This is a genomic window from Gordonia sp. SID5947 (genome assembly GCF_009862785.1).
Taxonomy (GTDB): Bacteria; Actinomycetota; Actinomycetes; order Mycobacteriales; family Mycobacteriaceae; genus Gordonia.
Genome location: NZ_WWHU01000001.1, coordinates 954,350 through 967,519 on the forward strand (window position 1 = coordinate 954,350; position 13,170 = coordinate 967,519).

Consider the following 13,170-nt stretch of genomic DNA (forward strand, 5'->3'; position numbering starts at 1 on the left):
GACGGGCGGCGGTGCCCAGGCGACCGATCAGAGGATCGTGAGATCGTGCGGGCGGGTGTTCATCGCTTCACAGCCGTCGTCGGTGACCACGACGATGTCCTCTATGCGAGCTCCCCACCGGCCGTCGAAGTAGACGCCCGGTTCGACGCTGAACGCCATGCCGGGCCGCAAGGTGATGTCGTTGCCGCCGACGATGTACGGCTCCTCGTGCACCGACAACCCGATGCCATGGCCCGTTCGATGGATGAAGTTCTCGGCGAGACCGAACTCGCGCAGGTGATCTCGTGCGGCCGCGTCGACCCGCTCGGCGGATATCCCGGGGCGGATCACCTCGACCGCGGCGCGTTGGGCTTCTCGAAGCGCGGCATAGGCCTCGGCAACATCGGCGGGTGGCTCGGTGAAGCAGTAGGTGCGGGTGGAATCGGAGTTGTAACCCGGGTCGACGGGACCGCCGATGTCGATCACGACGATGTCGTCGGTCTCGATGACGCGATCGGAGAATTCGTGATGCGGGTCCGCCCCGTGCGGTCCGGATCCCACGATGATGAACGCGGCCTCCGTGTGACCTTCGGCGAGGATCGCGGCGCGGATGTCATCGGCGACCTCGCGCTCGGACCGGCCGGGGCGCAACCATTCGCCCATTCTCGCGTGTACCCGATCGATCGCGCCTCCCGCCTGACGTAGTGCATCGATCTCGCTGTCGTCCTTGATCATCCGGAGTTCGCGGAGGACGTCGGTGGCCAACGCCGGTGTCGAACCCGTGTGCGAGGCGATCGGGATCACGTGCAGCGCAGGCATTGTGTCGCACACGGCGAGTTTCGAGGCGGGCGGCAGTCCCGCCAAGGCCAGTTCGTAGGGATCCTGCCCGTCCACCCAGTCGGCGACATCGATCCCGAGGTCTGCGATCGCCGAGTCGCGAACCGAGGCGAGTTCCAGGCGTGCGACGACGAGCCGAGGAGCGGCCTCGGCCGGGACCACCAGCGCCGTCAGCCTCTCGAAGGTGTCCGCCCGAGAGCCGGTGAGGTAGCGCAGGTCCGGGCCGGTGGATACCAGCAGTGCGTCGAGGCCCGCGTCTGCGGTGAGTTGTCGGGCCTTCTCGAGGCGGTTGCGGTACACGTCGGAAGAGAACCGATAGGCCATGAGCGCAGCCTACGCCGGACAATGACAGAGTTGGGGGTATGGCTGGTTCGCTGATGCTCCTCGACGGAGCGAGTCTGTGGTTCCGCTCCTTCTATGCGCTCCCGGAGAAGATGACCGCGCCGGATGGCCGCCCGGTCAACGCGGTCCGGGGTTTTGTCGACACCATCGCTGCCCTGGTCACCCGCGAGCGTCCCACTCGCCTCGTCGTGTGCCTGGATCTCGACTGGCGTCCCGCCTTCCGGACCGACCTCATCCCGTCCTACAAAGCCCATCGGGTGGCGGAGGAGATTCCGCACACGCCGGGCAGCAGCGTGGACGGGCGCCCGGTCACCGACATCGAGGAGGTCCCGGACACCCTGACCCCGCAGGTCGACATGATCCTCGACGTGCTGCGATGCGCCGGGATCGCGACGTCGGGCGCGATCGGATGCGAAGCCGACGACGTGATCGGCACACTGGCGTACGACGAGTCGACCGACCCGGTCGTCGTCGTGAGCGGAGACCGAGACCTCCTCCAGGTGGTAGCCGACGATCCGGTCCCGGTCCGGGTGCTCTATGTGGGTCGCGGCCTGGCGAAGGCGGAGATGATGGGTCCAGCGGAACTCGCCGAGAAATACGCGGTGCCCGAGGAACGGGCGGGCGTCGCATACGCGGAGATGGCGATGTTGCGCGGCGACCCGTCCGACGGGTTGCCCGGTGTCGCGGGCATCGGTGAGAAGACCGCGGCGAAACTGATCCGCGAGTTCGGCAGCCTCGATGCCCTGGAATCAGCTGCGGCCGACAGCACTTCGTCGCTGCCCACGCGAGCACGGAAGTCGTTGCTGGCCTCGGCAGACTATCTCGCCGCCGCGCGAACCGTGGTGTTGGTCCGCACCGACGCCGACACCATCGACAGCACAGACGACGACAGGCTTCCCGACGCGCCGGTCGATCCCGCCGGACTTGCCGACCTGATCGACGAATTGGGCATCGGGGCGTCCGTGGCGCGACTGGCCAAGGCCCTCGACTGGCCCGCCGGCTCGGATCGATGAGTACTCGACCGAGCAGAGAGGTGCACCTGACCGGCTGGCTGCTGGTCCCCGCCGAGAGACGTGCCCGGGTCGACGCGCTCCTCGAAGAGCATCGACGGCTGACGCTGGCCGAGCCGGGATGTATCGAGTTCTCGGTCACTCCGAGCGCCGACCACGCCGACCGGATGATGGTCGCGGAACGGTTCACCGATCGTGGCGCCTTCGACGCTCATCGGCGGCGAGCCGCGGAGTCCGAATGGGGTGTCGCGACTCGCGATCTGCACCGCGAGTACACGATCGACGATGGTCAGGCGTGACAGATCTCGGCCGACGAGCGTCAGCTGGTCGGCCGGGACACCTCGTATTTGCCCTCGTCGTCGAGGAAGGTGACCGTGACGGTTTGCTGCTGGCCACCGACGGTCGCCGTACAGGTGAATGACGCGCCCTTCTCGACGCGCTCACCGGACGGGCATTGGACGTCGGAGACCTCGCTCGCCTGGTAGTCCTCGGTGAGCACCTTCTTGACGCCGTCTTGCACCGCATCCTGTGAGATCGTCTTCGGCGCCCAGCCAGGAACGACAAATGCCGTGATCAGGACGATCGCCGCGATCACGAGCGCGGCTCCGCCACCGAACAGCAACAACTTCCGCCGACCCGACTTCCCCTGTGGAGTGGCCATCGACGCGAACTGGTCGCCGCCGAACTGGCCGTACTGCGGCTGACCCGGATACTGCTGCTGGGGTTGAGCGCCCGGCGGCGGACCGTATCCCACCCCCGGTTGCGTCTGGTCGCCGTAGGGCCCCGGACCGTACTGTCTGGGTGCACCGTACTGGCCGGGTGTCCCGTACTGTCCCGGCGCTCCATATTCGGCGGGCTGGCCCGGTGCGTAGCCCTGGAACGGCGGACCATTGCTGCCGGGACCCTGCTGGGCTTGATCCGGTGCGGAACCTGGTTGCGGGTGAGCCGGTTGCCCGTAGGCCGGTTGCCCGTAGTTCGACTGACCGTAGTTCGACTGACCGTGGGAGGGTTGTGCCGAACCCGGCTGACCGTAGGTCTGCTGCGGTGCGCCGGCCTGCGAGAAGCCGGGTTGTGGGTACTCGGGTTGAGGTGTCTGCGGCGAAGGGGCCGCGTCCGATGCATCCGGCTCCGGCTGTCCGCTCGGACGGCTCGGATCGTTCGGCTCACTCATGCGTCTCTCCCGCTCTGCCCGGTGGCCGGGCACCGTTGCGCCTGGTCATGGTGGTCGTCGAGAGTTGAGTACCCGCCGCGGGTCCCACGGCGGTGGTCGATCCAGCCCACCTGCACTCCCGACCGCGTGGAGAACGTTACCTCACAGGTCGGGCGGCCAGCGGTCGCCGACGCGCGTGACACCTGCGTCAGTCGTGCGCTCACCCGAGTTCGGCGGCCACCACACCGCGCCGGATCGCCGCGACCGCCGCACGGGCGGAACCCGCGAGCCGGGTTTCGGGCCCCACGCCGAGCCGGATCTGTTCCAGCAGATCGATGACCTGACGATTCCACCGCACGAAATCACCCGGTGACAACAGCTGGCCACGCTCCCCCGCCGCCGCGAGCGATTCGGTAAGCGAACGCCCAGATGCCCACAGCGACACCGCAACCGAGAACCCGGTATCTGGTTCGCGAGTGGGATCGACGCGGTGCTTCGACTCGATGGTGGTCACCTCGCGCCAAATCTCGACGGTGCGAGCGAGCGCCTCGCGCATGGCGGCGTTGCCGGGCATCGCGTCGATACCCGAATAGCTCTCCCGACGCGCCTCGAAGACCATCGCCGCCACCACCGCGGCGAGCTCATGGGGAGCCAACCCCTCCCAGACCCCGGCCCTGATGCACTCGGTGACCAGCAGATCGCTCTCGCTGTAGATTCGGCTGAGTAGATGACCCGCCGCGGTCACCGTCGTCTCCCGCCCGCCCGGACGCTCAGCGGCGTCCAGATACCCGAGTTCGGCGAGCACTCCGACGATTCGGCCGAACTGCACACCCAGCGTCGAGGTACGTTCCCCGATCGCGCGGTCGGCGGACACGATCTCCCGGACCACCCGATTGCGTCGCTCCGCGAGCCGGAACAGTTCGTCGTTGCCGTCGAGGCCATGTGCGGGGTGGCCGCGCAAGATCGAACGCAGGCGACCGAGCTCACGATCGTCGGCGGCCACCGCGCGCTTCTTGGAGCGACCGCGCGGCATCTCGATACCGGTGGATCGCAGCGCCGACGCCAGGTCGCGCCGCCCTCTGCCGGTGCGCCGATCGATGTGCTTGGGCAACCGCATGTTCCCGAGCACCTGCGGCGGATTGACGAAATCGCGGGTGCCGACCCGGCCGCACCAGGCGTCCTCACTCAGCACCAGGGGTTTCGGATCGACCGATTGCGCGGCGGGTTCGAGGACCACCGCCAGACCTCGATGACGCCCGCCGTGCAGGCCGATCACGTGCCCACGCTTGAGTGCGTTCAGGTCGGCCACCGTCGACTGCGTGTTGGCGGTCCGGCGCTCGAACTTCAGATCCCGCTCACGGCGTCGGATGTCCTCGCGCAACTGCACATATCCGAGGAACCCGTGGTACGGGTCGTTACCGGATCGATCGTCGCCATCCCCGACGAGGGCGCCCGGCTCGAGGCCCCGGTTCTCGGCCGCACCGCTCAGCTCGATGTCGAGCTTGCGCAATCGCCTGCGGGCCTCGTCGACCTTGCGCGCCTGGCCGACCACCGACCGGTCCGCCTGGAACTGGGCGAAGGAGCGATTGAGGAGTTCGCGTGATCCGGCGAGACCGAGCCGCCCGATCAGGTTGACCGCCATGTTGTATTCCGGCTGGAACGAGCTACGCAGCGGGAAGGTCCGGGCGCCGGCGAGTCCCGCGACCTCTTCGGGCACCAGATCCGGTGTCCAGACGACCACCGCGTGGCCCTCGACGTCGATCCCGCGCCGACCGGCCCGGCCGGTCAGCTGGGTGAACTCGCCGGGGGTCAGATCGACATGGGCCTCACCGTTGAACTTGATCAACCGTTCGAGGGCGACGGTGCGGGCGGGCATGTTGATACCCAGCGCGAGTGTCTCGGTGGCGAAGACCATCCTGACCAGCCCACGCGTGAAGAGTTCTTCGACCGTGTGCCGAAACGTCGGCAGCAACCCCGCATGATGGGCGGCGAAGCCCCGCCGCAGTCCCGCCCGCCACTCGGCGACACCGAGGATCTCCTCGTCGGCCGGCGACAGCTCCGTCAGGTGCCGGTCCACCACCTCGTCCACTGCCTGCGACTCCTGCGGCGTCAGCAGATTCAATCCAGACCGCAGGCACTGCGCGAGGGCACCGTCGCAACCGGCGCGGGAGAAGATGAAGCCGATCGCGGGCAGCAGCCCCTCGCGGTCGAGCCGGGCGACCAGATCGGGCCGTGACGGTGGCCGGACCCCGCCCCCGCTGCCGCGCCGCCCACCGCGAGCTGGCGGCCCACGGCGACCCCGGCCGCGGTCGTCGCGGTCGTCGGCCATGAGCACTCGGTGGCGGATGTATCGCTTCAGCTCCGGATTCACGTGCGCGCGCGTCGTCCTCGACACGTTCGCGGTGTCGTCGGCCGGGTCGAAGAGGTCGAACATGCGCGTGCCCACCAGCATGTGCTGGCTCAGTGGAACGGGACGGTGTTCGTCGACCACAACGGTCGTGTCGCCGCGGACGGTCTGGATCCAATCGCCGAACTCCTCGGCGTTGCTCACCGTCGCGGACAGGCTCACGACGCGGACCGACGATTCGAGATGAAGGATGACCTCTTCCCAGACGGCGCCACGAAAGCGGTCTGCCAGAAAGTGCACCTCATCCATCACCACGTGAGAAAGTCCTTGCAGCGCACGTGAATTCGCATAGATCATGTTCCGAACGACCTCGGTGGTCATGACCACGACGGGCGCGTCCGAGTTGATCGACTGATCACCGGTCAGGAGGCCGACGGACGCCTCACCGTGGATCGCGACGAGGTCGGCGTACTTCTGGTTGCTCAGCGCCTTGATCGGCGTCGTGTAGAAGCATTTGGTGCCGCCGGCCAGCGCCAGGTGCACCGCGAACTCACCGACGATGGTCTTGCCCGCGCCGGTCGGGGCACAGACGAGCACGCCGTGGCCTGCCTCCAATGCCACGCATGCGCGGTGCTGGAACTCATCGAGTCGGAAGGCGATCCGATCGGTGAACTCCTCGAGCCGGGTCACAGGATGTCGTCGAAGGTGTCGCGGTCTCGCACCGAGGTCCGGGCTGACGATGCGCTCTGTCCCCCGGGAGCGGATTCCGAGGTTGCGATCCGCGACGCCTTCGGCGACGGCCCGGCTCCGGGAAGCGGGCTGGCCTGATCGTCAGGTATCGACGACCAGTCCGTGGCCGCCTGACGCTTACGTCGCTTGTCGTTGATCCGCGCGAACTGGATCGCGACCTCGAGGAGCACCGTCAGCGCGACCGACAACGCCAGCATGGTGAACGGGTCCTGGCCGGGGGTCACGATCGCCGCGAAGACGAACAGGGCGAAGATCAGTCCGCGACGCCACGATTTGAGACGCTCGTAGGTCAGGACGCCGATGATGTTCAACGCGACGATGAGGAGCGGCAACTCGAAGCTCACGCCGAAGATGATCAACAGGTGGAGCATGAATCCGAAGTACTGGTCACCGGCCAGAGCCGTCACCTGGACGTCGTTGCCCACCGTCAGCAGGAAGTGGAAGGCCTTGGCCACCACCAGATAGGCCAGGATCGCGCCGGTCACGAAGAGGGCGGCGGCCGCCGAGACGAAACCGACCGCGTAGCGACGTTCGTTCGAGTGCAGGCCGGGGGTGATGAACTCCCAGATCTGATACAGCCAGATCGGACACGCGAGCACCACGCCGGCCGTCAGGGCGACCTTGAGCCGGAGCATGAACTGGTCGAACGGCCCGGTGGCCAGCAGGCGGCACGATCCGTCGTCGGTGAGGGTCGCGCGCGAGGACGACGGCAGATCGCAGTAGGGCCCGCGCAGCAGTTCACCCAGCGATGGGGTACCGAACAGGCCGTGTGTGTACCAGATGAAGCCGAAGATCGTCGTCACGACGATGGCGAGCAGCGCGATGACCACCCGGGTCCGGAGTTCGTAGAGATGCTCCACCAACGGCATGGTGCCGTCGGGGTTCAGCTTGCGTTTACGGCGTCTCGGGTCGAGAGAAATTCGCACGCGGGTGCCCTGGCCTCGGTTCCGCCGAGCGCCTACGCGGACTTCTTCACGTCATCGGGCGATTTCGGCGTGGTGTTCGTCGGAACGTCGCCCGGCGGAAGTTCGCGTGTGGTCGGTGCGGCCGGCTCGTCGGCATCCTTGCCGTCGTTCTGCATCTCCTTGACCTCGCTCTTGAAGATCCGCAACGACTGGCCCAGACCGCGGGCGGCGTCCGGCAGCTTCTTGGAGCCGAACAAGATCACCACCACGAGCAAGACGATCACCCAGTGCCACCAGGACAAAGCGCCCATGTTTCTACCTCCGAATCGCGACGTTGCCAATGCTACCCGAGTAAAGGCGGGCAGCGGAGTGCACGGCCGGCCGCCACGGCCTCACCGATAGCGACTGCGGGCCGCCGTGGCTGTCGAGGCGACCATATCAGCGATCTCCGGATCGGAGACGGGTCTCACGCGCCCGCCGAATCCGAGCAGGAACCGCGACAGCCAGTCCGCCGATCCGTAGACGAGACGTGCGCGCAGCGGGGCCTGCGGGTCGGGACGGTTCTCGACCGGTTCGAGTGGCTCGACCAGGTAGTAATCGAGGAGCCAGAGCTCTTCCGGATCGATCTCGATCTCGGCCGAAGGCAGATCCGGATTGTCGGAGAGAATCGCCGATTGCGGGTGCGCGACGGCATCGGCGGGCGGTGCGGCAGGTTCGTCCGACAGCGTCGCGGTCTCGACCCGATCGAACCGGAACAACCGGACACCGTCACTGCTGCGGCACCAAGCCTCGAGATAGGTGTTGCCGTCCATGGTCTGCAGCCGGATCGGGTCCACCACACGTTCGGTCACGCTGTCGCGGGTCGCCGAGTAATAGCGGATCTCGAGTGCACGTGCGGACCGCACCGCCTCGCGGATGGTCGCGTACGTCGGGTTGTCGGCGTCGTCCCCATCGTCACTGCCCCCGCCTCCGGTCGGCACCGACAGGCGCTTCTCCGAGGCGCCGACCGCCTGCTCGATCTTGGCGATGGCCCGCCGCGTGGCGGCGCGATCGACCGCACCGGGCATGTCGAGAAGGGCACGCAGGGCGACGAGCATGGTGCTCGCCTCGGTGCCGGTGAGGCTCAGCGGACGATCCATGCCCGCGGTGAAGCCGACCTCCACATATCCCTGCTCGAATTGCAGGTCGATCAGGTCGTCGGGGAAATGGCCGGGCAGACCGCAGACGAAGAGGAGTTCGAGATCCTTGGTCAGTTGCTTGGGCGTGATGCCGAGGTCGCCGGCGGCCTGCTCCAGGGCGATGCCACGTCGAGCGGCGAAGTACGGGACCAGCGCTAGTAGTCGGCTGAACCTGTCGGGACGTGGGGCCATCAGGCACTCACCCCGGTGAGCCGGTCGAGCGCCTCGACCACGGACTCACGCAGTTCGGGAGGCGACAAGACCACTGCGTCGGCCCCGGTTCCGAGCACCATGCGGGCCAGGGTGGACATCGACCGGATCGTGATCTCCAGCACGTCGCCCGGTTCGCCGTCGTGCACCTGGGGGGTCGTCAGCGTGGCGAGGCGCCGCAGCCCGGCGGCGCGGTCCGTCGCGACCCAGATCCGGGCCGTCCGGCCGTCGGAGCCGGCAGCCGACTCGACGGCGTTCGCGACAATACTCTGCAGGTCGGTGTCGGCCGGGACGGTCACGGCTCCGGCCGCACCTGTCGCAGTGACCTCGGAGATCCGGGAGAGGCGGAACGTCCGGGTGGCCGCGCGGTCGCGGTCATGGCCGACGACATACCAGCGCCCTCGATGGGTGACCACACCCCAGGGCTCGAGTGTCCGCGTCGCCGCTGTCGACGCCGCGCCCGGACGGTATGTGAACGTCACCGCCTGCGATGCGCCGATCGCCGACAACAATGCGGCCAGTGCCGATTCGGATCCCAGCGATCGGGCCGAGAGCGCAGCGGAAAAGCCGATCTCGTCGTCGGTACGGACGTCGATCCCGGCGGCCTGGAGTTTGAGCACGGCGGTCTGCGAGATCGCCGAGATCTCCGGTGCATCCCACAGTGCGGCCGCCATCGCGACCACCGCGGCTTCCGAGCGGTCGAGTTCGATGTCGGGCAGTTCGTAGCTGTCCCGATTGATCCGATAGCCCTCGGCACCACCTGAGAGTCGCTCGCGGCCGGTCACCAGCGGGATGCCCAGATCACGCAGTTCGGTCTTGTCGCGCTCGAACATCCGGTTGAAGGCCTCGACGGACTGGCCGTCGTCGTTGTAGCCCTTGACGTTGCGACGGATGTACTCCGCGGTCACGAACTGACCGGTCGAGAGCAGGCAGATCACGAGGTTCAGCAGGCGTTCGACTTTCGGGGTTGACACCGGAACAGCTTACGCATCACATGGATGCGATGAGTCGATCGACGCGCTCGTCGACACTGCGGAACGGGTCTTTGCACAACACTGTGCGCTGGGCCTGATCGTTCAGCTTCAGATGCACCCAGTCGACGGTGAAGTCCCGGCCGGCCTTCTGCGCGGCGGAGATGAAGTCGCCGCGCAGCTTCGCCCGGGTGGTCTGTGGGGGTTCGTTCACCGCGTCGGCGATCGCCTCATCGGTGGTCGCCCGTGTGACCAGGCCTTTGCGCGTCAGGACATCGAAGACACCGCGGCCACGCTTGATGTCGTGGAAGGCGAGGTCGAGTTGGGCGATCTTCGGATCCGAGAGGTCCATCGAGTATTTGTTCTGGTAGCGGTCGAACAGTTTGCGTTTGATCACCCAGTCGACCTCGGTGTCGACCGCGGAGAAATCGTCGGCCTCCACTGCGTCGAGCATCCGGCCCCACAGGTCCACCACCCGGTCCATCTCGGGATCCGGGCGGCGGTTGGCCATGTGTTCGACGGCGCGTGCGTGGTACTCCCGCTGGATGTCGAGGGCACTGGCCTGGCGGCCACCTGCCAGGCGAACCGGTCGCCGGCCGGTCGGGTCGTGGCTGACCTCGCGGATGGCGCGGATCGGGTTGTCGAGGGCGAAGTCACGGAACGCGACCCCGGCCTCGATCATCTCCAGCACCAGCGCGGCCGATCCGACCTTGAGCATCGTGGTCATCTCGGACATGTTCGAGTCGCCGACGATGACGTGGAGCCTGCGGTACTTCTCGGCATCGGCGTGCGGTTCGTCGCGGGTGTTGATGATCGGTCGCGAGCGGGTGGTTGCCGAGGAGACGCCCTCCCAGATGTGCTCGGCCCGCTGAGACAGGCAGAAGGTGGCGGCCTTCGGGGTCTGCAGGACCTTGCCCGCACCACAGATGAGCTGCCGGGTGACCAGGAACGGGAGCAGGACGTCGGAGATCCGGGAGAACTCGCCTGCGCGTACCACCAGGTAGTTCTCGTGGCATCCGTAGGAGTTGCCCGCCGAATCGGTGTTGTTCTTGAACAGGTAGATGTCGCCGCCGATCCCCTCATCGGCGAGCCGTTGCTCGGCATCGATCAGCAGGTCTTCGAGAACGAGCTCACCGGCCCGATCGTGATTGATGAGCTGGATCAGGCTGTCGCACTCGGCAGTCGCGTACTCCGGATGCGATCCGACGTCGAGGTAGAGGCGCGCGCCGTTCTGCAGGAAGACGTTGGACGACCGCCCCCAGGAGACGACCCTCCGGAAGAGGTAGCGGGCCACCTCGTCCGGACTCAACCGACGATGACCGTGAAAGGTACATGTGACACCGAATTCGGTCTCGATACCCATGATTCGACGCTGCACATCGTCAACCTTACCCGCGGAACACCCTGCGGACCCGGCGACGCGACGGGCGGTGACCCGACCGTATCGTCCGGTCCGGTCACCGCCCGGGTGCCGTGTGGGTCCCGCGCCCCCTAGGAGGGGTCGGCGGGGTTCGCGTCACTGCCGTCGACCGGCGGATCCGCTGTCGCGGCGACGCTCGGCAGGAGGTCGGTCAGCGCGGCGTTGGTGAGTCGCCGGAATGCCCGGCGGGGCCGGTTCCGGTCGAGGATCGCGACCTCGAGGTCATTGGCGGTCAGTTCCCGGGGCGGTGCCGACGTCGCGGTGGCGGTCGACGACGAGCCGGATCCGTTTCCGCTCGCCTCGGGCGGTGTCGACAACGCCGTCACTGCGACCTCGAGCGCCGCACCGAGTTCGAGGTCGGGTTGGTAGCTGTCGCGTAGCGCCGCGGTGATCGCCTCATTGGCGCCACCCATCACCAGAAACCGGGTCTCGTCCGAGATCGAACCGTCGTAGCTGATCCGATACAGCTGTGACGGACCGGGCTTGCCAGGCTTGGACACCTCTGCCACGCACAACTCGACCTCGTAGGGCTTGGCCTGTTCGGTGAACACCGCACCCAACGTGTTGGCGTAGGCGTTCGCCAGCGAGAGCCCTGCCACGTCGGCACGGTCGTAGCTGTAGCCGCGCATGTCGGCGAGCTGGATGCCGGCCTTGCGGAGACTCTCGAACTCGTTGTACTTGCCGACCGCGGCGAACCCGATGCGGTCGTAGATCTCACTGACCTTTCGCAACGTGTTCGACGGGTTCTCCGCGACGAAGAGCACTCCGTCCGCATAGGTCAGGGCGACCACACTGCGACCACGCGCAATCCCCTTGCGCGCCAGATCCGAGCGGTCGCGCATGATCTGTTCGGCACTGGCGTAATACGGGAACGTCATCGGGGATCCCCCTCGTGCTCGGCGGCCCGACGGTCCAGGATGGTCCGCGCCGCCTCCTCGATCTCCGACGGTGCCACCTCGCGGGCGCCGTCGGCCGCGACGATCACCGCGGTCGGAAAGATCTTGCGGATCAGGTCGGGACCGCCCGTTGCCGAGTCGTCGTCGGCGGCGTCGTAGAGCGACTCGATCGCGATCGACAACGCCGATGCGGCATCGAGGTCGTTGCGGTAGAGCTTCTTCAGCGACGACTTGGCGAACACCGAACCCGACCCGATGGCCTGATACCCGCCGAGCTCCTCGTGACGGTCACCGGCGACGTCGAAGGAGAAGATCCGGCCACGCTCGGTCGGATCGTCGTGGTCGATGTCGTAGCCCACGAGCAGCGGGATGGCCGCGAGCCCCTGCATGGCGGCGCCGAGGTTCCCGCGGACCATGGACGCGAGACGACTCACCTTGCCGTCGAGGGTGAGCGAGACGCCCTCGATCTTCTCGTAGTGCTCCAGCTCGACCGCGAACAACCGCACCATCTCGATCGCGATCCCGGCGGTACCGGCGATGCCTGCGGCCGAGTACTCGTCGGTGATGTAGACCTTCTGCACGTCGCGGTTGGCGATCAGATTCCCTGCCGTGGAACGTCGATCACCCGCGAGTACCACGCCACCGGGATACGACACCGCGACGATCGTGGTGCCGTGCGGGATCTCGTCGGTCGCTGTGCCCATGAGAGTCATCCGCTCAGCCCGGTGCTGCGGGAGCTGTTCGGGCGCATGCATCCGGACGTACTCGGTGAACGACGAGATGTCTGCTCCCAACAGCGAAGAGGGAGATGCCGGCCGCGTGGATTGGTAGGGGTGCAGTGATCCGAACCGATCGCTCACTGGCCGCCCTTCTGCACGTAGGCACGCACGAAGTCTTCCGCGTTCTCCTCGAGCACGTCGTCGATCTCGTCGAGCAGGTCGTCGGTGTCCTCGGCAAGCTTCTCGCGGCGTTCCTGGCCGGCTCCGCCGTCCGAACCGATGTCATCATCGTCGTCGCCGCCACCGCGCTTGGTCTGTTCCTGCGCCATCTGCTGCCTCCTTCAACCGATTCGGCCCGCTCGGACCGAGATCCGGCACATCGTGGCCGGACTCCACATCGTGTAACTCCACACCCTACCGGTGCACACGCCCGCCGGGGCGGAAGCGAACACGCCC

The 13,170-nt window shown here is 67.2% G+C and carries 13 protein-coding genes; 2 read left to right on the forward strand and 11 right to left on the reverse strand.

Annotation, left to right across the window (positions count from 1 at the left end; all coding sequences use genetic code 11):
- Window positions 1-27: 27 nt before the first annotated feature.
- Window positions 28-1,140 carry a Xaa-Pro peptidase family protein gene (locus tag GTV32_RS04430; RefSeq protein ID WP_161059103.1) on the reverse strand — a complete coding sequence of 371 codons (1,113 nt, stop codon included), beginning with the start codon at window positions 1,138-1,140 and terminating at the stop codon, window positions 28-30.
- A 53-nt stretch (window positions 1,141-1,193) separates the two neighbouring features.
- Between GTV32_RS04430 and GTV32_RS04435 the strand changes: the two genes are divergently transcribed.
- Together GTV32_RS04435 and GTV32_RS04440 are read left to right on the forward strand one after the other, a co-directional pair.
- Entirely contained in the window at window positions 1,194-2,171 is a 978-nt protein-coding gene (locus GTV32_RS04435) for a 5'-3' exonuclease (protein WP_161062337.1), read from the forward strand.
- A complete protein-coding gene (locus tag GTV32_RS04440; protein WP_161059104.1) occupies window positions 2,168-2,467 on the forward strand; it encodes an antibiotic biosynthesis monooxygenase in 300 nt (99 codons plus the stop codon). The genes GTV32_RS04435 and GTV32_RS04440 overlap by 4 nt, the downstream gene beginning before the upstream one ends.
- A gap of 20 nt (window positions 2,468-2,487) precedes the next feature.
- On the opposite strand, the gene GTV32_RS04445 is transcribed toward GTV32_RS04440, so the two are convergent.
- The 10 genes from GTV32_RS04445 to GTV32_RS04490 form a co-directional block, all read right to left on the reverse strand.
- A complete protein-coding gene (locus GTV32_RS04445; RefSeq protein WP_161059105.1) occupies window positions 2,488-3,339 on the reverse strand; it encodes a DUF4333 domain-containing protein in 852 nt (283 codons plus the stop codon).
- A 199-nt stretch (window positions 3,340-3,538) separates the two neighbouring features.
- Entirely contained in the window at window positions 3,539-6,355 is a 2,817-nt protein-coding gene (locus GTV32_RS04450; protein WP_161059106.1) for a DEAD/DEAH box helicase, read from the reverse strand.
- Window positions 6,352-7,341, reverse strand: coding sequence for a twin-arginine translocase subunit TatC (gene tatC / locus GTV32_RS04455; RefSeq protein WP_161059107.1), 990 nt, complete (start codon window positions 7,339-7,341; stop codon window positions 6,352-6,354). Before tatC ends, GTV32_RS04450 begins: the two co-directional genes overlap by 4 nt.
- A gap of 32 nt (window positions 7,342-7,373) precedes the next feature.
- A complete protein-coding gene (gene tatA / locus GTV32_RS04460; RefSeq protein ID WP_161059108.1) occupies window positions 7,374-7,631 on the reverse strand; it encodes a Sec-independent protein translocase subunit TatA in 258 nt (85 codons plus the stop codon).
- Between the two features lie 81 nt (window positions 7,632-7,712).
- Window positions 7,713-8,690: a WYL domain-containing protein gene (locus GTV32_RS04465; protein WP_161059109.1), complete on the reverse strand. Its 978-nt coding sequence runs from the start codon at window positions 8,688-8,690 to the stop codon at window positions 7,713-7,715.
- Window positions 8,690-9,682 carry a WYL domain-containing protein gene (locus GTV32_RS04470; protein WP_161059110.1) on the reverse strand — a complete coding sequence of 331 codons (993 nt, stop codon included), beginning with the start codon at window positions 9,680-9,682 and terminating at the stop codon, window positions 8,690-8,692. The genes GTV32_RS04465 and GTV32_RS04470 overlap by 1 nt, the downstream gene beginning before the upstream one ends.
- A gap of 16 nt (window positions 9,683-9,698) precedes the next feature.
- A complete protein-coding gene (pafA, locus tag GTV32_RS04475) occupies window positions 9,699-11,057 on the reverse strand; it encodes a Pup--protein ligase (protein WP_161059111.1) in 1,359 nt (452 codons plus the stop codon).
- 113 nt (window positions 11,058-11,170) lie between these two features.
- The gene (prcA, locus tag GTV32_RS04480) at window positions 11,171-11,977 is read right to left on the reverse strand and encodes a proteasome subunit alpha (RefSeq protein WP_161059112.1); all 807 of its coding nucleotides are present in this window, start codon (window positions 11,975-11,977) and stop codon (window positions 11,171-11,173) included.
- Window positions 11,974-12,855, reverse strand: a complete 882-nt coding sequence (gene prcB, locus GTV32_RS04485) for a proteasome subunit beta (RefSeq protein ID WP_161059113.1) — start codon at window positions 12,853-12,855, stop codon at window positions 11,974-11,976. The genes prcA and prcB overlap by 4 nt, the downstream gene beginning before the upstream one ends.
- Window positions 12,852-13,043 carry a ubiquitin-like protein Pup gene (locus GTV32_RS04490; protein ID WP_161059114.1) on the reverse strand — a complete coding sequence of 64 codons (192 nt, stop codon included), beginning with the start codon at window positions 13,041-13,043 and terminating at the stop codon, window positions 12,852-12,854. Before GTV32_RS04490 ends, prcB begins: the two co-directional genes overlap by 4 nt.
- Window positions 13,044-13,170: the final 127 nt, after the last annotated feature.